This window comes from Shewanella mesophila (assembly GCF_019457515.1).
GTDB lineage: Bacteria > Pseudomonadota > Gammaproteobacteria > Enterobacterales > Shewanellaceae > Shewanella > Shewanella mesophila.
On record NZ_CP080421.1, the window covers coordinates 4287931 to 4307109 of the forward strand.

At 44.8% G+C, this 19179-nt stretch carries 17 protein-coding genes and 1 pseudogene; 2 read left to right on the forward strand and 16 right to left on the reverse strand.

The window, feature by feature from the left end; all coding sequences use genetic code 11:
- Positions 1-249 precede the first annotated feature (249 nt).
- A pseudogene (locus tag K0I73_RS19270) lies at positions 250-324 on the reverse strand (hypothetical protein); the annotation flags it as partial.
- Positions 325-369: 45 nt separating this feature from the next.
- Here K0I73_RS19270 and K0I73_RS18895 point away from each other — a divergent pair.
- A complete protein-coding gene (locus K0I73_RS18895; protein WP_220062541.1) occupies positions 370-3042 on the forward strand; it encodes a nitrate reductase in 2673 nt (890 codons plus the stop codon).
- A gap of 176 nt (positions 3043-3218) precedes the next feature.
- The gene (locus K0I73_RS18900) at positions 3219-3761 is read left to right on the forward strand and encodes a porin family protein (protein ID WP_220062542.1); all 543 of its coding nucleotides are present in this window, start codon (positions 3219-3221) and stop codon (positions 3759-3761) included.
- A gap of 291 nt (positions 3762-4052) precedes the next feature.
- On the opposite strand, the gene glmS is transcribed toward K0I73_RS18900, so the two are convergent.
- The 15 genes from glmS to K0I73_RS18975 form a co-directional block, all read right to left on the reverse strand.
- Positions 4053-5882, reverse strand: coding sequence for a glutamine--fructose-6-phosphate transaminase (isomerizing) (gene glmS / locus K0I73_RS18905; protein ID WP_220062543.1), 1830 nt, complete (start codon positions 5880-5882; stop codon positions 4053-4055).
- A 32-nt stretch (positions 5883-5914) separates the two neighbouring features.
- Positions 5915-6691, reverse strand: a complete 777-nt coding sequence (locus K0I73_RS18910; RefSeq protein ID WP_220062544.1) for a DeoR/GlpR family DNA-binding transcription regulator — start codon at positions 6689-6691, stop codon at positions 5915-5917.
- 151 nt (positions 6692-6842) lie between these two features.
- Entirely contained in the window at positions 6843-8978 is a 2136-nt protein-coding gene (locus K0I73_RS18915) for a TonB-dependent siderophore receptor (protein WP_220062545.1), read from the reverse strand.
- A gap of 172 nt (positions 8979-9150) precedes the next feature.
- Complete coding sequence (gene glmU / locus K0I73_RS18920) at positions 9151-10515, reverse strand: bifunctional UDP-N-acetylglucosamine diphosphorylase/glucosamine-1-phosphate N-acetyltransferase GlmU (RefSeq protein ID WP_220062546.1); 1365 nt, start codon at positions 10513-10515, stop codon at positions 9151-9153.
- A 121-nt stretch (positions 10516-10636) separates the two neighbouring features.
- Entirely contained in the window at positions 10637-10993 is a 357-nt protein-coding gene (locus K0I73_RS18925; protein WP_220062547.1) for a DsrE/DsrF/TusD sulfur relay family protein, read from the reverse strand.
- Between the two features lie 157 nt (positions 10994-11150).
- Complete coding sequence (locus K0I73_RS18930) at positions 11151-11579, reverse strand: F0F1 ATP synthase subunit epsilon (protein WP_220062548.1); 429 nt, start codon at positions 11577-11579, stop codon at positions 11151-11153.
- A gap of 33 nt (positions 11580-11612) precedes the next feature.
- Entirely contained in the window at positions 11613-12989 is a 1377-nt protein-coding gene (gene atpD, locus K0I73_RS18935; protein WP_220062549.1) for a F0F1 ATP synthase subunit beta, read from the reverse strand.
- Positions 12990-13023: 34 nt separating this feature from the next.
- Positions 13024-13884, reverse strand: a complete 861-nt coding sequence (atpG, locus tag K0I73_RS18940) for a F0F1 ATP synthase subunit gamma (RefSeq protein WP_220062550.1) — start codon at positions 13882-13884, stop codon at positions 13024-13026.
- A gap of 49 nt (positions 13885-13933) precedes the next feature.
- Positions 13934-15475 (reverse strand): F0F1 ATP synthase subunit alpha, encoded by a 1542-nt coding sequence (atpA, locus tag K0I73_RS18945; protein ID WP_220062551.1) that lies wholly within the window; start codon positions 15473-15475, stop codon positions 13934-13936.
- 14 nt (positions 15476-15489) lie between these two features.
- Complete coding sequence (gene atpH / locus K0I73_RS18950) at positions 15490-16023, reverse strand: F0F1 ATP synthase subunit delta (protein ID WP_220062552.1); 534 nt, start codon at positions 16021-16023, stop codon at positions 15490-15492.
- A gap of 15 nt (positions 16024-16038) precedes the next feature.
- Positions 16039-16509: a F0F1 ATP synthase subunit B gene (atpF, locus tag K0I73_RS18955; RefSeq protein WP_220062553.1), complete on the reverse strand. Its 471-nt coding sequence runs from the start codon at positions 16507-16509 to the stop codon at positions 16039-16041.
- A gap of 37 nt (positions 16510-16546) precedes the next feature.
- Positions 16547-16798, reverse strand: coding sequence for a F0F1 ATP synthase subunit C (atpE, locus tag K0I73_RS18960; protein WP_011639455.1), 252 nt, complete (start codon positions 16796-16798; stop codon positions 16547-16549).
- A 69-nt stretch (positions 16799-16867) separates the two neighbouring features.
- Positions 16868-17662: a F0F1 ATP synthase subunit A gene (gene atpB / locus K0I73_RS18965; RefSeq protein ID WP_220062554.1), complete on the reverse strand. Its 795-nt coding sequence runs from the start codon at positions 17660-17662 to the stop codon at positions 16868-16870.
- 12 nt (positions 17663-17674) lie between these two features.
- A complete protein-coding gene (locus K0I73_RS18970) occupies positions 17675-18058 on the reverse strand; it encodes an ATP synthase subunit I (protein ID WP_220062555.1) in 384 nt (127 codons plus the stop codon).
- A 224-nt stretch (positions 18059-18282) separates the two neighbouring features.
- Positions 18283-19170 (reverse strand): ParB/RepB/Spo0J family partition protein, encoded by an 888-nt coding sequence (locus K0I73_RS18975; RefSeq protein WP_220062556.1) that lies wholly within the window; start codon positions 19168-19170, stop codon positions 18283-18285.
- Between the last annotated feature and the right edge of the window lie 9 nt (positions 19171-19179).

Genomic DNA, 19179 nt, shown 5'->3' on the forward strand with positions numbered 1-19179 from the left:
GATGAAACATTGAGCAAACAAAGTGCCAACAAGTTAGAAACAACTAAAATGAAAACCACAAAACCAATATTTTCAATTACATAAATAAAAAACCAACAGCGCCACATTTATAAAAGCCATACTTTTAGCAACTACAATCGCTTTCAAATCGCACCCAGTTAGTGCAAACAAAGATCATTTAAGAGCAAAAACCATAACCAACTGAAAAATATAACAACAAAGATATACCTCTAAATGGGTAGATTTATTTTAACCAAAACACAAACTTTTGTTTTTATTTAAATAAAAGAAACAACAAACCGACAATACAACCCATGGCTCAACATTTGCTACTTAAACGCACAAACCCATAAAATAGAGAGAACCACCATGAGCCAGAATCCCGTAACTCCTTGGATTAAAACAACCTGTGCATATTGTGGTGTGGGATGTGGAATAGAAGCCAAACCACAACGAAATGGTTCGGTTTTGGTGCGCGGTGATGACAGCCATCCTGCCAATTTAGGGAAACTTTGTTCTAAAGGATTAGCATTAGGCGAAACCTTAGTAGAGGCTGGACGCTTAAGCTATCCGCTGGTGAATAAGCAGCGAGTCAGTTGGAATAGCGCCTTAACGACGGTGGCGCAACGCTTTAATGAAACCATTGAAAAACATGGCTCTGATTCCGTCGCTTTCTATCTATCTGGCCAGCTATTAACAGAAGACTATTATGTGGCCAACAAGCTGATGAAGGGGTTTATTGGTAGTAGTAATGTCGATACAAATTCTAGACTCTGCATGTCATCCAGTGTCGCAGGCCAGCAACGCGCATTTGGCAGTGATAGTGTTCCTGCTTGCTACCAAGATATCGAAGCAGCACAATTAATTGTGTTGGTCGGCTCAAACTTAGCCTGGTGTCACCCAATCTTGTTCCAGCGCATCAAAGCAGCAAGGGCACAAAACCCACAATGTAAACTAGTTGTGATTGATCCAAGAGTAACAACCTCCTGCGGTGAGGCGGACCTGCATCTCGATTTAGATCCAGGCAAAGATGTATTGCTGTTTAACTGCCTACTTAAGTACCTTGCTAATAACAATTTGGTAGACAAGGATTATATTGATACTCACACCGATGGCTTTGACGCTGCATTACAAAGTGCAGACTCAGAGAGTAAAGGCATACAAGAGTGCGCGGAGCGACTTGGCATCACCACAGCTAAACTTGAACAGTTTTATCGCTTATTTAGCCAAACTGAAAAAGTATTAACCCTCTACTCCCAAGGCATCAATCAATCTTCCCAAGGCACAGATAAAGTCAACAGCATCATCAATTGTCATCTTGCCACCGGAAAAATAGGCAAACCCGGTAGCAATCCCTTCTCAATTACGGGTCAACCGAATGCAATGGGTGGACGCGAAGTCGGTGGGCTGGCCCATACCTTAGTATCCCATTTAGGGTTTAACGAATCTTCCCGCCAACTTGTTGCTGAGTATTGGCAAACCAATAATTTAGCCAGCAAACCCGGACTAAAAGCGGTAGATATGTTTGATGCCATTGCCAGCGGCAAAATTAAAGCTATTTGGATCATGGCAACCAACCCAGCGGTCAGTTTACCCGATAGTAACAAGATAAAAGCGGCTCTTAACCAATGTCCTTTTGTAGTGGTATCCGATTGTGTCAGCGAAACAGATACACAAGCCTTTGCTCATGTGCAACTTCCCGCCCAAGGCTGGTCAGAAAAATCAGGTACTGTGACCAATTCAGAGCGACGGATCTCTCGTCAGCGTAGGATAACAGTATCTCCAGGAGAGGCCCGCGCCGACTGGTGGATCATCAGCGAAGTGGCCAAACGAATGGGATTTATTCATAGCTTTAACTACCGTCATGAAGCACAGATATTTCGAGAGTATGCCCAGTTAACCCGTAAAGCCCATGAGCAGACTAAACACTCGCTCAACCTAAGCGGTTTAGCCGAGCTATCGGATACTGAGTATCACGATATGGCACCTCAGCAATGGCCTGTTACCGCTAAACAAACCACGCCAACCCACCAGCACCTATTTGGCGACGGTAAGTTTGATACACCGAACCAGCGAGCCCAACTGATCCCGGTAACCTATCTGCCATCACCACAAACTTTAACGTCCCAATACCCGCTGCGCCTCAATAATGGTCGCAACCGCGATCAATGGCATACGATGACTCGCACCGGGTTATCACCACGTTTAAGCAGCCACCAAGCCGAGCCGGTTTTACAGATAAGTCCAGTCGATGCCGCACACCATCAGCTGGTGGATAACGATATTGCCCAAATTAGCAGCCTTGCGGGAAGCGCCATAATGCGCGTGCTCGTCAGCAATAGCGTTAAACCAGGTGATCTGTTTGCCCCAATCCATTGGAGTGACAGCAATTCATACGGCGGCAAGATCAGCACTCTAGGCCAAGGGATCACCGACCCAATTTCAGGTCAGCCAGAGATGAAGAGTACTCCAGTAAATTTAAAACGCTATCAAGCCAATAGCCAAGCATTGGTCGTCAGTCGACAGGAGCAGCCTATGCAAGGGTTTAGCTATTGGGTAAAACAGACGGTCCAAGATGGATTTTGCTACTTTATCGCCAGCGATGACTCAGCAGCAGACCTCAACCGCCTGCTGCAAAATCTCGCCCCAACGCAGAAAACCGTGCGTGTCAGCACTGAGCAAAGTGATCAGTGCAGCTATCGCTTTGCGGCAAGTAATGCCAACCGAATAGATTTTGCTTATACGATTAGTGTTAATTTAAATTTCAAGCAATACTCTTGGTTTACAGGGCTATTGAATGCAGACACTGACCAAGCGGCACTTTGGGTTAGCCTAATGTCAGCAAGTCCTCAAGGAGATTTATCTAAAGGTAGAATCATCTGCGCCTGCAAACAGGTTGGCGAAAACCAACTCAATTGCGCTATTCGCGAGCAGGGAGCGAAAGATATTGCTAGCTTAACAGCCCTAACACAGGCTGGAACGGGCTGCGGTAGTTGTATCGCTGAATTAACTGAGCAACTTAAAACTACGCTTATTAATTAACCTGAACTCAACCTTATTTGACTGCAGGGAAGTCTATTTGGGCGCAATTAACAAGCCCTAATCTACTTATTTATCGACAAATACTTTGATAAATTTTGCCATATTACATTTCAAGTAGATAAAATATCTGATATAAAAAATTTAGATATTTTGTTATCACATTTCAAAGGATTGTTATGAAAGCTATTATTGCTGCAGCTTGCCTGCTCGTTACACCTCTTTCTTTCGCGTCGGATTACCATCACGCCCTGTCACTAGGGGCTGGCATTGGTGAAACAAGAGTCTCATCAACCAAAGCCATCGATGGTGATGACTTTCAGTCCCATTATGATCTCGCCTACCGTTACCAATTCAGCCCAGAATGGGGGGTAGAAGTGGGTTACATGCGACAGGATGTATTTATCAGTAACCTCTTTAGCTTTTTTGGCAATCAACTTGATGATGTCGGCAGCTTCCGAGCGGCGGCCCTGTATACACTCCCCCTATCTCAGAGAAATCGCTTGGTATTTAAATTCGGCGCAAACCAATATCGACTAGAGTTTACCGATACCGATGACAACGACCGTAAATACACAGATGATGGTACTGGCCTGCTGGCAGGACTAGGCTGGCGGATGGAGTTTGCGTCCGGCATGGATCTCGGCCTCACCTATCACTATCAGGCGATGGACCTGCTCGATACCCATACGCTAACGTTTGCCCTCGGCTACCGTTTCTAACGTCGTGAATAGATGTTAAAAGAAAACATACACACAGTAAGCACAGGATGAAAAACATCCGAATAAACTCGCAGCTTCACCCAGATGAGGTATTAGTGAATGGTATCTATGTACAATCACAATAATGAACTCTGTAATAAGTGAAGCCACACTAGAGCCAGGGGATCCCCACTCAAGTCAAGTATATAAAAAAGACCAGTAGCTATTGCTACTGGTCTAATCAAAACCGTCAAATTATTTCAAGACGCAATATATAACAGCCTTACATTGGCTATTTACAGAGATATCTTTTTACTCAACAGTCACCGATTTGGCTAGGTTACGCGGCTGATCCACATCGGTGCCTTTAATTAATGCCACATGATATGACAGCAGCTGCAAAGGAATAGTGTAGATAAGTGGCGCCATAAAGTCATCGCAATGAGGAACCGGGATCACCTTCATAGTTTCATCTGACTCAAACTCGGCATCTTTGTCGGCAAACACATACATTAGACCGCCGCGAGCACGCACTTCTTCAACGTTTGATTTAAGTTTTTCCAATAACTCATTGTTTGGCGCCACAACGATCACAGGCATGTCAGCATCGATAAGAGCTAATGGACCATGCTTTAATTCGCCCGATGCATAAGCTTCGGCATGAATATAAGAGATCTCTTTAAGCTTAAGCGCACCTTCCATCGCAATAGGGTACTGATCGCCACGACCTAAAAAGAGTGCGTGATGCTTGTCAGCAAAATCTTCTGCCAGTTCAGCAATTGCATCATCTAAGCCGAGTGCCTGCTCAACTTTAGCAGGCATAGATTGTAGGCTTTGAGTGATCTTAGCCTGCATTTCGTCTGACATGCCGTTATGGCGCCCTACTACTGCGGTTAGCATGAGAAGCCCAGCGAGTTGCACCGTAAAGGCTTTAGTTGATGCAACACCAATTTCGGCGCCCGCTTTCATCATGTAAGCCATATCTGACTCGCGCACCAAAGAAGAACCCGGTGCATTACAGATAGTCATAGTGGCTTTGTAACCCATATCTTTAGCAAGACGCAGCGCCGCTAATGTATCGGCTGTTTCACCCGACTGTGAGATAGTCACTAGCAAGCTGTTAGGGAACAGGTGTGATTTGCGGTAACGGAACTCGGAGGCAATTTCAACGTTACATGACACACCCGCCCAATCTTCAAGCCAGTAACGTGCTGCCATACCCGCATGGTAACTGGTACCACAGGCGATGATCTGTACGTGTTTAATATCTTTTAAAAACTCAGCGGCATTTTCGCCAAATGCAGAATCTAAAACATGGCCACTCGCAATACGCCCCTCTAAGGTATGAGCAATCGCGCGTGGCTGCTCATAAATTTCTTTGAGCATGTAATGGCGATATTCACCTTTATCACCCGCATCATGTGTCACTTCAGACTCTTTGATTTCACGCTCAACGGCATTGCCATCGACATCAAAAATACTCACGGTGCGACGAGTCACTTCTGCAACATCACCCTCTTCTAAGAAAGCAAAAGAGCGCGTGACTGGTAGCAGTGCTAACTGATCAGAAGCAACAAAGTTCTCACCTAAGCCGAAACCAATAACCAGTGGGCTACCTGAGCGCGCGACTATCATCCGCTCGCTATCGCGACGGTCAATCACAACAGTACCGTAGGCACCGTCGAGCTGCTTTACCGTAGCTTGGACTGCGGCAAGTAAGGTGTCATGTGACTTAAGCTCATGATGCACTAAGTGGCAAATCACTTCGGTGTCGGTATCAGAGGCAAACACATAGCCTAAGCCTTTAAGCATTTCACGTAGCTTATTGTGATTTTCGATAATACCGTTATGTACCACGGCAATATCACCAGATGACTGATGAGGATGGGCATTGCGCTCACTTGGCTCACCGTGAGTAGCCCAACGCGTATGGGCAATACCTGTGCCGCCAACCAGTGGTGTTAGTTCTAGCGCACTCGATAGCTCTTGCACCTTACCCACCCGACGAGTACTGCTAAGCTCACCATTATAGATAACGGCAACGCCCGCCGAGTCGTAACCGCGGTACTCAAGGCGACGTAAGCCTTCAACCAAAATTTCCGCAACATCCCTTTGCGCTACTGCGCCAACAATTCCGCACATAATCTATTCCTACACTTAATAAATATTAAAAACTAAAGTTCGTTTGAATAGGGCGCTAATATCACCTCAACACCCTGCTCTGTAATTTTGTTAACGATTGCTTGCTCTATTCTGTCGTCAGTCACCAACACACTAATCTGCTGCCAAGCGAGCTCTAAATTGGGAATACGTTTACCAATTTTATCTGAATCCACCATCACGATAACTTCGCGAGACACTTCAGCCATCACCTTGCTCAGGCCTGTCAGTTCGTTAAATGTGGTGGTACCACGGGCTAAATCGATACCATCGGCGCCAATAAATAGCTGGTCGAAGTTATAGGAGCGCAATACCTGCTCCGCCACTTGGCCTTGAAATGATTCCGAATGCGGGTCCCAAGTGCCGCCAGTCATCAAGAGTGTTGGTTCATTTTCCAGCTCATGTATTGAGTTAGCCAGTTGCAGCGCGTTGGTCATCACCACCAAACCACGCTTATCATTTAGCTGCTGCACTATGCCAGAGGTCGTGCTGCCACTATCGATAATGATACGGTTATGATCTTTTATTAGCTTGGCGGCAGCCAGAGCGATGGACAACTTATTGGGTGTAATTTTGGCACTGAACTGTTGGGTCACTTCATCAGGAATGGCTACGGCACCACCATAACGGCGTAGTAATAAACCGGTTTTTTCTAACTCAGCAAGATCTTTTCGAATAGTGACTTCAGAGGTTTCAAAACGATTAGACAACTCATCGACACTCACTTCACCTTGCTGGTTTAAGATAGCAATAATGCTATGTCGGCGCTGTTGTGTATTTCGTTTGTTCATAAAACTTTTCACATAACTTTCGTTTCGAAAGGTGCATTATAGTGAAACGAAACTTTTTTACCAGCATCGAAACTCATTTTGGCTAAATTTCCCAAAAAAAGCCCCTATCGAAAGATAGAGGCTCATGAGTATGCTTTGGCTTACAACATGTTTAAAACTTAGCTTCTAACGCTAAACCAAAGTGTCGCCCTTCTCCTACTGTCACATCGGTATTGGTGCCACCCGCTAAGTAGTCAGTGTCGAATAGATTTTTAACGTTCAAACGCACGCTAACATCGCTGCCCATCACATCCATGGAATAAGCAGCACCCATGTCGAAACGAACATAGCTATCTTTGCTAATGGTATTTTGAGTATTTGCAAAACGCTCACCGACATACACGGCGCCAAAGTTAAATGCTAATGCTTCAGTGATTTCATAACGGGTCCAGATATTAGCAGACCACTCAGGCGCATCTACTGGCGTCTTACCATCTAATGCGTCACCCGTATTATAAACGGCATCTAAATACATCATAGAACCTGTCACAAACCAGCTATCGCTGACTTGGCCCTGCGCGCCCATTTCGAACCCTTTGTGGCGTTGCTCACCACTTTGGTTAGTAATAGTTTTATCACCATCGTCATTAGGCACCTCAAGATTTTGCCTGACGGTGACATTAGAAACGGTAATATCAAAAACAGCACCCGTTAACAGCAAGCTACCATCAAATAGCTCCCACTTGGTACCGATCTCATACTGCTCACCATATTCGGGATCCAGGTTCATCTGATCGTTCACATCTTCAGGATCATTCACCATCCCCTGCGGCGTGAAGCTTTTTGAATAGTTAACGTAAATGCTACCGTTAACGGCTGGCGAATAGATCACGCCAAACTTTGGTGATACGGCATAGCTGTTATTACCCGCGCCCTCTTTTTTCTGCTCGTCATAACGTACACCCGCTAACAACTGCCACTGATCATTTAAGGTCATTAAATCTTGAATATAGAAGCCGTAGTGTTTGTATTCGGATTCATATTTACCATCAGGATCATTATGGTAATCAAGATCGGGTTTTGGCAACGGTTGACCAGGCATGACTGGTTGTCCTCTTTTGCCAGAATCTTTTAGTTGGCCATAGTAGTAATCCAGCATATTGGCACCGATTAACAATTTGTGGTCGAAACTCCCCGTACTAAAATCACCGGTAAAATCGATAAAGCCTGTCTTATGCTGCCAGTCATCATAGCGGTCGAATGGGCTGATGGTATAACCGTCTTTGAATGGATCTTCAGAACCTTTAGCTAAACTTGGCGACGAATCTAAACGCTGACGATTAAACTGCTGATCGTTGTAACCCGCTTTCACTTTCCAATCATCACTGATGTGATAAGTTAGCTCGGCTCCCAAGTTTGATACTGTATTATCGGTAAAGGCCCATGGCATATCCCAAATAATATCTTCGCCACCGATCAACTCACCATCGCTATTAAGCCAACCACCGCGGTCAATCCCCGTCTTGTCTTGAGTGTGATCGTATTTAAGTGACAGTAATAGATCATCGGTAATATCAAACTCTAGATTCAAGTAACCTAACCAACGATCTCGCTCTTGACTAGAACCATCTTGATATTCCCTAAAGTATTGAGTGTCTTGCTTAACCAACACACTGCGATAACGAATCGTTTTATCTTCATTTAAACAGCCGCCCACATCGACTTGGTAACGGGTAGATCCATGCTCATCGGTATCAAAACCAACATCGAAAAATGTGTCATAGGTAGGCTTCTTGGTCACCATGTTAATCAATCCGCCAGGGCCAGATTGGCCATACAACATACTTGATGGACCTTTAAGCACTTCAACTTGTTGCAACGTCTCAATCGGCTGTACGTAGTGAGACCACTGTTGCTGACCATTGATTAAAAAACCAGAGCCTGAAGATAACTCAAATCCACGAATATTGAATACCTGACGATTCCACTTTTCGCTGCCGCTAGTAACACTCGAATCATTAACTAGCACTTCTGACAAATTAGTCGCTAGTTGCTCGTCAGTAACAAAGTTAGGGATCACTGAAACTGATTGTGGAGTGTCCATTAAATTGATATCGCCGCGCATCGCTCCCGACGCAGCACCGACTTTATAATCGTTAAAGGTTCGTCCAGTAACCGTAATACGTTCAATATTGGCATCTACAATAGAATTTGCAGCTTCATCAGCAACAGCTATGGTACTAGCAATAGCCGCCAGAACGGCTAAACCGATAGTTGAATAAGCAAATGGAGAACCTTTGACAGACATGAAAACCTCGCAACAAAACAGGAATAAACTAAAGTTGCGAGAAATATAAATGAGAATCGTTTCCATTCAAACCTATTTACGGCTATTTACATTGTAAATGTGATCATCATTAACAAAGTGTAATAGCAACAAAAAAGCGACCCTAAGGTCGCTTTATTTCATCGATTGAAACTTACTTCTTTTTCTTAACCGGACGAGCCCATCCCGTTAAATGACGTTGCTTAACACGGGTGATGACTAACTCATCTGCCGCAACATCTCGAGTAATGGTAGAACCAGCCCCTAAGGTTGCGCCCTTGCCTATAGTGACAGGTGCAACTAACTGGGTATCACTACCGACAAATACATTATCTTCAATCACAGTAAGGTGTTTATTCGCGCCATCGTAGTTGCAGGTAATGGTTCCCGCGCCAATATTAACCCCTGCGCCAATTTGCGCATCACCAATATAGGCAAGATGACCCGCTTTAGAACCTTCACCCAATACCGCCTTCTTCATCTCAACGAAGTTACCAATATGAGCATCACGCTTTAGCTCAGCACCGGGGCGCAGACGAGCAAATGGTCCGGCACTGGCTTTTTCACCGACAATGGCATTTTCGACAATCGAATAAGGCTTAATCTCGGCATTGTCAGCAATTTCACAATCAATCAAAATTGCGCCGGCACCAATGGTGACATTATTACCTATGGTCACTTTACCTTGGAAAATAACATTAACATCGACCATCACATCCATACCCACGCTAACATCGCCGCGAATATCGATACGGGCAGGATCTCTAAGATTTGCGCCTTCAAGCATCAATTTTTCAGCTGCGCGAACCTGATAGGCACGCTCTAATTGTGCTAATTGTATGCGGTTGTTGGCACCTTCTACTTCAATAGCCGACTGCGGTTGCGCAGTGGTAATCACTACACCGTCGCGGTGAGCCATGGCTACGATATCGGTGAGATAGTATTCCCCTTGGGCATTGTCCGATGATAACTGACCGAGCCAATCTTTAAGCTGTTTACCTGGTGCCGCCATAATACCAGTATTGATCTCGTTGATCTTAAGCTGCTCGGCATTAGCATCTTTCTGCTCGACAATACCCACCACCTGGCTGGCTTCACGTACGATGCGGCCATAGCCAGTAGGATCAGGTAGATTAACAGTAAGAATAGCTAGGCCATTGTCATCGCGCGCCGCTAACAGTGCATTCAGCGTCGATGCCTGAATTAATGGCACATCACCATATAAAATTAGTACGGTATCGTCATCATTAATATTATCGTTGGCTTGCGCCACCGCATGACCCGTTCCTAATTGCTCCGCTTGTAATACCCAATTAAGTTGCTGCTCGCCTAAGCTTGCTTGCAGCTTATCGGCGCCATAACCATAAACCAACTGAATAGCGTTACTTCCCACTTGGTGCGCTGTGTCTATCACATGCTGAACCATGCTTTTGTGCGCTATAGGGTGAAGAACTTTAGGAAGATCTGAGCGCATGCGGGTTCCCTTGCCTGCGGCCAAAATCACTACATTCAGTGCCATGGGTTTATCCTTGAGCTAATGCTATTTAATAAGAAGGTCAATTTTGTGGAGGTGATTTTAATAGATCAGGCATTTAAAAGCGACCAAGTCGACAATAAAGGCTAGATAGCAGGATTAGTCGTTAAAAAGTAATTGTTTTATCAGAATCTAATACCCATTGCCCTAGATCATCCATAGTCGCGACCTGACAACCGTCGATAACAGCAAGCTTAGTTAAACCACGGGCATGCATACAAGATCCACAAAATTTAACGGCACTACCTTGGGCTATTACGATTTCTAGCATCTGCTGAATATTGTAACCCTCACTGGGATTTTGTTTAGGCAGTACCGCAGTTATCGCGTCAGACAGCAGAAATAGCCTTACCTTAACTGGTGTACACTCTTGTTCATTGAGCTGTATTGCCAAACGCAGGGCATTAAACAATCGCTCTGAACCATAAGGAGCATCATTAACAATAATAAGTATGTCCTGCATTGAAAGCTCGCTTCAAACATAAATAAATTAATGAACACAGAGTAGCATCACTCTAAAAATGAAAGATTTATATATATCACGTTCCAGCTGTTCATTGCTGTTGATTTCAGATACAAAAAAGGCGCCCTGAGGCGCCTTTTATCATCAAACAATAACCTTATCTGGCAATGTTCTTTTTGATGGTTTCTACAACGCGCAATTGAGCGATAGCCTGAGCTAATTCAATCGCTGCAGCGGCATAGTTAAAGTCTGCACCTGCATCAGCCATATGGGCTTCTGCACGACGCTTGGCTTCTACAGCTGCCTGCTCATCAATCTCTTCGGCACGCAATACCACGTCAGCCAATACGGATACTGAAAAAGGTTGTACTTCCAGGATACCACCCGAAAGATAGAACACTTCTTCTTTACCATCTTGCTTGACGATGCGCGCCATGCCAGGTTTGATAGGTGTAAGTAAAGGAGCGTGACCAGGCATAACACCTAGATCACCTTCACTACCAGTGACTTGTAGGTGTGCTACAAGGCCTGAATAGATGTTACTTTCTGCACTTACAATATCAAGTTGTACTGTCATGGCTGCCATCCGTTCTCCTTAAAATACCAAGCCTAGGCCCGATTATTTTTTGTTAGCTCGCTCGATAACTTCATCGATTGAACCTGCCATGTAGAACGCTTGCTCTGGAATGTGGTCAAACTCACCTTCCAATAGTCCCTTAAAGCCACGGATAGTGTCTTTTAGAGAAACGTACTTACCTGGAGAACCGGTGAATACTTCAGCTACGAAGAATGGCTGAGAAAGATATTTTTCAATCTTACGAGCACGAGATACAGTGGTCTTATCTTCATCAGATAATTCGTCCATACCTAGAATCGCGATGATATCTTTCAGCTCTTTATAACGTTGTAGTACGGTTTGTACACCACTTGCTACGTCATAATGCTCTTGACCAACAACTAATGGATCTAACTGACGAGAAGTCGAATCCAATGGGTCAACCGCTGGGTAAATACCCAGAGAAGCAATGTTACGTGACAGTACAACAGTCGCATCTAAGTGAGCGAAGGTTGTTGCTGGTGACGGATCCGTTAAGTCATCCGCAGGTACGTATACCGCTTGAACTGAAGTAATAGAACCAGTTCGAGTTGAAGTAATACGTTCCTGAAGAACACCCATCTCTTCAGCCAATGTTGGCTGATAACCTACTGCTGATGGCATACGGCCTAGCAGTGCAGATACTTCCGTACCCGCCAAGGTGTAACGATAGATGTTATCAACGAAGAAAAGAACATCTTTACCTTCGTCACGGAACTTCTCGGCCATAGTCAGACCAGTAAGTGCCACACGTAGACGGTTTCCTGGAGGCTCGTTCATCTGACCATAAACCATGGCCACTTTATCGAGAACACCAGACTCTTCCATCTCGTAGTAGAAGTCGTTACCCTCACGAGTACGCTCACCTACACCAGCGAATACTGACAAACCAGAGTGCGCTTTAGCGATGTTGTTAATCAGTTCCATCATGTTAACTGTCTTACCAACACCCGCACCACCAAACAGACCTACTTTACCACCCTTAGCAAACGGACAAACAAGGTCGATAACCTTGATACCAGTTTCTAAAAGTTCAGTAGTGTTTGACTGATCTTCATATGAAGGCGCTTCACGGTGAATAACATAACGTTCTTCTTCACCAATTGGGCCCGCTTCATCAACAGGTTGACCTAATACGTTCATGATACGGCCTAGGGTCGCAGCCCCAACCGGAACAGAAATAGGTGAACCAGAATTTACTACCTCAAGACCACGACGCAGACCATCTGAAGTACCCATAGCGATGGTACGAACTACACCACCACCAAGTTGCTGCTGAACTTCCAGCACCAAGCCTTCACTTTTGATCTCTAGAGCGTCATAAACCTGAGGTACGGCATCATGTGGAAACTCAACGTCCACAACCGCGCCAATTACTTGGACAACAGTACCTGTGCTCATGATTAATCCTCTAAACTTTTATTCGTTACCCAGCCTAAACTGCTGAGGCCCCTGAAACAATTTCCGACAGTTCCTGCGTAATCGCAGCCTGACGGGCTTTGTTGTAGACCAACTGCAAGTCATCGATAAGCTCACCAGCATTGTCAGTCGCAGCTTTCATAGCAACCATTCGGGCCGCTTGCTCAGATGCGATGTTTTCGACAACACCTTGATACACTTGAGATTCCACATAGCGAACCAATAAAGTCTCCAAAATTTCTCTTGGATCTGGTTCGTATAAGTAATCCCAGTGATGAGCAATCTCATCATCTTTTGACTTAGGCAAAGGTAGCAGCTGTTCGATCACAGGCGTCTGACTCATGGTATTAACGAACTTGTTAAATACCACATACAGACGATCAAGTGTGCCTTCGTTGTAAGCTTGTAGCATTACGCGTACTGTTCCTATCAGGTCGGCGAGCTTTGGAGCATCACCTAAACCTGAAGCATGAGCAGACACTTTACCACCAAAGCTATTGAAGAATTGTACGCTTCGTGCACCAATTGGGCAGAATTCAACTTCTGCACCGGCTTCACGTTGCTTCTTCACGTCTGCGACAACCTTTTTGAAAAGGTTGACGTTCAGACCACCACAAAGACCACGGTCGGTTGATACAACAATGTAACCAACCCGCTTAGCTTCTCTCACTTCCAAATAAGGATGCTTATATTCGAGAGAACCTTGCGCCACGTGACCGATCACCTTACGCATATTTTCTGCATATGGACGGCTCGCTGCCATGCGTTCCTGCGCTTTGCGCATTTTGCTGGCTGCAACCATTTCCATCGCAGATGTGATCTTCTGAGTGTTTTGAACACTCGCGATCTTGGTTTTAATCTCTTTAGCGCCGGCCATCTTTACTCTCCAATCTGGACCTGAGGTGCCTTAAGACACCTCTGTGTCTTTACCAGGTTTGGGTTTCTACGAACTTGTCGAGGCCAGCCTTCAAACCACCTTCGATATCGGCATTGTAATCGCCAGTCTCGTTGATAGTCTTCATTAGGTCAGCATGCTCGCTGTTCATGTAAGAGAGCAAAGAAGCTTCGAAGTCACCGATCTTGTTTAGCTCAACGGCCTTTAGGTAACCTTTTTCAGCTGCGAAAATAGACACAGACTGATCGGCTACGCTCATTGGCGCATATTGCTTTTGCTTCATTAGTTCGGTAACACGCTCACCATGCTCAAGCTGAGCACGAGTTGCATCGTCAAGATCAGATGCAAACTGAGAGAACGCCGCAAGCTCTCGATACTGTGCTAGTGCAGTACGGATACCGCCAGACAGTTTCTTGATGATCTTAGTCTGCGCAGCACCACCAACACGAGAAACAGAGATACCAGGGTTAACAGCAGGACGTAGGCCTGAGTTAAATAGGTCAGTTTCAAGGAAGATCTGACCATCGGTAATCGAAATTACGTTGGTCGGTACGAATGCAGATACGTCACCCGCTTGAGTTTCAATAATCGGCAGTGCTGTTAGAGAACCAGTTTGGCCCTTAACTTCGCCTTTAGTGAACTTCTCAACATACTCAACGTTTACACGTGAAGCACGTTCTAGTAGACGAGAGTGAAGATAGAAAACGTCGCCTGGGTATGCTTCACGTCCTGGAGGACGCTTAAGTAGCAATGAGATCTGACGATAAGCAACTGCTTGCTTAGAAAGATCATCATAGACGATTAGTGAGTCTTCACCGCGGTCACGGAAGTATTCACCCATTGAACAGCCAGAATATGGCGCCAAGTATTGTAGTGCAGCAGCTTCAGAAGCGGTTGCAACAACAACGATGGTGTTAGCCAATGCGCCGTGCTCTTCAAGTTTGCGAACTACGTTAGCAATAGTAGAAGCCTTTTGGCCTACCGCTACGTACACACACTTAATGCCAGAGTCTTTTTGATTGATAATGGCATCGATCGCTAGCGCTGTTTTACCAGTCTGACGGTCACCAATTACCAATTCACGTTGTCCACGACCGATTGGGATCATAGAGTCAACGGCTTTGTAACCAGTTTGCACTGGCTGATCTACTGACTTACGTTCAATAACACCTGGTGCGATAACTTCAACAGGAGAGAAACCATCGTTATCGATAGGTCCTTTACCGTCGATCGGTTGACCCAAAGTGTTGACTACGCGACCTAATAGACCACGGCCAACTGGAACTTCCAAGATACGACCAGTTGTTTTAACTTTTTGACCTTCTGCCAAAGAGGCATAAGGACCCATAACTACGGCACCGACAGAATCACGTTCTAAGTTCAACGCGATTGCGAAACGGTTACCAGGCAGTTCGATCATTTCACCTTGCATCACATCGGCTAGGCCGTGGATGCGGATGATGCCGTCACTTACTGCAACGATAGTACCTTCGTTGCGAGCTTCACTAACGACTTCGAACTGCTCGATCCGCTGTTTAATCAGATCGCTGATTTCAGTGGAATTCAGTTGCATGCTCAAACTCCCAATTACGACTGCAGCGTTTCAGACAGACGGTTTAGTTTACCGCTGACCGAGCCATCAATGACTAGGTCGCCTGCCGTGATAATTACACCAGCGACAAGGCTGGCATCTACGCTGCAATTCAGCTTAACTTTGCGTGTGAGACGTTTCTCTAGAGAAGCACCTATTTGCTGTTGTTGCTCTGCGTTAAGCTCAGTGGCAGAAACAACATGTGCTTCAACCTCTTTAGCCCACTCATTGCGTAACTCATGAAAGAGTTCATACACAGCAGGAAGTACTTCCAAACGACCGTTTTCAGCCATTACCTTTAACAGGTTCTGACCTTGCTCATTGACCTGCTCACCACAAACTTTAATAAAAAGTTCTGCAAGCTGGTTACTGGCTAATGCGCCAGACAGTAGCGGCTTCATCGTCTCGTTTTCACTGACTTGAGCTGCAAAATCAAGCATCTCTGCCCAACTATCTACTGCATCTTTTTCAAGAGCAAAGTCAAACGCTGCCTTTGCGTAAGGACGAGCGATGGTGGTTATTTCAGCCATAACTCAACTCCCTTATCAAATTTCAGCAACTAGTTTATTAACTATGTCACTGTGGGCGGCTTCATCAATCGAACGCTCAAGGATCTTCTCTGCACCAGCGATGGCTAGAGAAGCAACTTGCTTACGCAAGTCTTCTTTCACGCGATTACGTTCAGCTTCAATTTCTGCTTTACCCTGAGCGATAATTTTAGCGCGCTCAGCGTCTGCTTCGGCTTTGGCCTCTTCGACAATCTGAGCTTTACGCTTATTAGCTTGCTCAATGATTTCGTTAGCAGTTGCCTTAGCTTCTTTTAGTTGGTCGGTGGCTTTCGCCTGTGCCAACTCAAGGTCTTTTACAGCACGATCAGCATCAGCTAGACCGTCGGCTATCCTTTTTTGGCGCTCTTCGATGGCATTCATCAAAGGGGGCCAAACAAACTTCATGCAGAACCACACGAAGATAATAAAGGCAACCGTCTGACCGATTAGGGTAGCGTTGATATTCACAACAGCCTCCTAGTTAGATTAAAGACAGAAGCGTTGATTACAGCATTGCACCCAGTGGGTTAGTAAACAGCATAAATAGTGCAATACCTACACCGATCATGGTTACCGCATCCAATAGACCAGCAACAATGAACATCTTAACTTGTAGCATAGGAGCCATTTCTGGTTGACGCGCAGCGCCTTCCAAGAACTTGCCACCTAGTAGGCCGAAACCGATAGCGGTACCTAGAGCACCCATACCAATCAGTAGAGCAACAGCGATAGCTGTCATGCCTAATACAGTTTCCATCTCTATCTCCAGTATTCTAAATCTTTAGTTAGTTAGTGATTTAGCTTAAAAAAATTTCTTCGGCAATCCTTAATGATCTTCATGAGCCATGCTTAGATACACGATCGTAAGCATCATGAAGATAAACGCCTGTAGGGTAATAACCAAAATATGGAATATTAACCAACCTAGCTGCAATGTCACACCTAGAGCGGATAACGCCATATTGGCACCATACATCAGCGCAATAAGGATGAAGATCAACTCACCAGCATATAAGTTACCGAATAGACGCAGTGCCAATGAAATAGGCTTAGCGATAAGGGTAACTGATTCTAGTAGGAAGTTGACGGGTATCATTGCCCAATGGTTAAACGGATTTAACGTAAGTTCTTTTACGAACCCTGAAACGCCCTTGACCTTTATGCTGTAGTAAATAATCAGCAAGAACACACCAATAGCTAAGCTGAAGGTGATGTTTAAGTCAGTAGTTGGAACCACTTTCAAGTAAGGGATACCAGCAGCAGCTGCCAGTGATGGAATCCAGTCAACAGGAATCATATCCATGAAGTTCATCATGAATACCCAGACAAAAATGGTTAAAGCTAGAGGAGCAATGACAGGATTACGTCCATGGAAGGTTTCTTTCACGCTGCCATCAACGAATTCAACGATCATCTCGACAAAACACTGAAGTTTGCCAGGAACACCGGTAGTCGCTTTTTTGCCAACACTATGAAAAATCCATAGGAATAATACGCCAAGACCAACCGAAAAGAGCAACGAATCAACGTGCCATGTCCAGAACCCTTCGCCAACGTGTAAGTTGGTAAGATGGTGCTGGATATAGCCCTGCGGTGTTAACGCTTCACCTGTTGCAGACATGATTCATCCCACTTAACTTTGCTTGAAGTATAAAGGAGCTGTCCAATGCACAATTAACGCTGATATATAACAAACAAAAAGCGGCATAAATACGACCTTAAGATTGATAAACACTAACGAAAACATTGCTATGGTTAACAGCAACTTTACCGCTTCCCCCCAGTAAAAAGTTTTCATCACTTTTCCTGCAGAGCTTGCTCCCGTGTGGGAAAAAGCGAGGGTTGCGAATACAAAATTAGGAAGTACAGCGATTGCACCACCTGCTAACGCAGATAATCCAAACTGAGCTCCCCACACGGCGAAAAAGACAATTGAAACACCCCCAGCCACCGCCGCCTGCATCATCACCAACTTATAGGCTGACCACCGGCCACGACGTGCTAAAACCTTGCTCAATTCATCTTCTCCGCATTCATACTTTTTGTTTCTATGACTGAATTTCAGTTATCCAATCAATGACGAGGTACAAAAAGCTTGCGAAAGTATACCTTTTCGCACATCCAAAGCAAGTTTAAGGTAAGTAAAAATAGAGACTTTTAACGTGATCTAGGCCAAAAGTCTAAAAGTAGAAGATTAACAGATGTCACAAAGTTACATAATATTACGTTAACGTGGGATTTTTAGCGGATTTTTTCAATAATACCATCTAATTCAGCCAAATTCTGATAGTTAATAACCATTTTTCCCTTACCTTTTTTGTTATGGGTAATAGAAACTTTGGCCCCTAATTTTTCAATTAACTGGCTCTCTAAACGGGCAACATCATGATCTTTTGCTGGTTTATCGACGATTTCAGGTGGATTTAAGGTTTTATTAACTAAACGTTCAGTTTCACGAACAGTTAGCTCTTTAGCACTCACTAATCTAGCCAGTGTAGTTTGTTCATCTCCTGAGACGGCAAGTAACGCTCTAGCGTGCCCCATATCAATATCACCGTGCTCTAACATACGCTTTACCGCTTCATTTAAACTATTCAAACGTAATAAATTTGAAACAGTCGCACGAGATTTACCCACCGCATCAGCCGTTTGTTGATGAGTCAGATCAAACTCTTCAATAAGGCGATTTAATGCGATGGCTTCTTCCATAGCATTAAGATCTTCACGTTGAATATTTTCAATTAAAGCAATAACTACGGCAGATTCATCGGGGACTTGCTTAATGATACAAGGAACTTTTTCTAAGCTTGCTAACTGCGAAGCACGCCAGCGACGTTCGCCGGCAATAATCTCATACCCTTTATCAGAAACTCGACGAACAACGATAGGCTGAATGATCCCTTGGGTACGAATAGACTCAGCTAACTCCTCTAATGCCTCAGGAGACATATCTTTACGAGGTTGATATTTACCAGGTTGAAGCAGGTCAACCGCGATCATCTTCAGCTCTTCAGTATTATTATCAGCTGTGTCAGCAGCATCTTGGGACGCTACTTGCTTTGAAGCTGCATGGCTAGTGCTTAATAGCGCATCTAATCCTTTGCCTAAGCCACGTTTTTTCGGTGTCATCAATTTTTC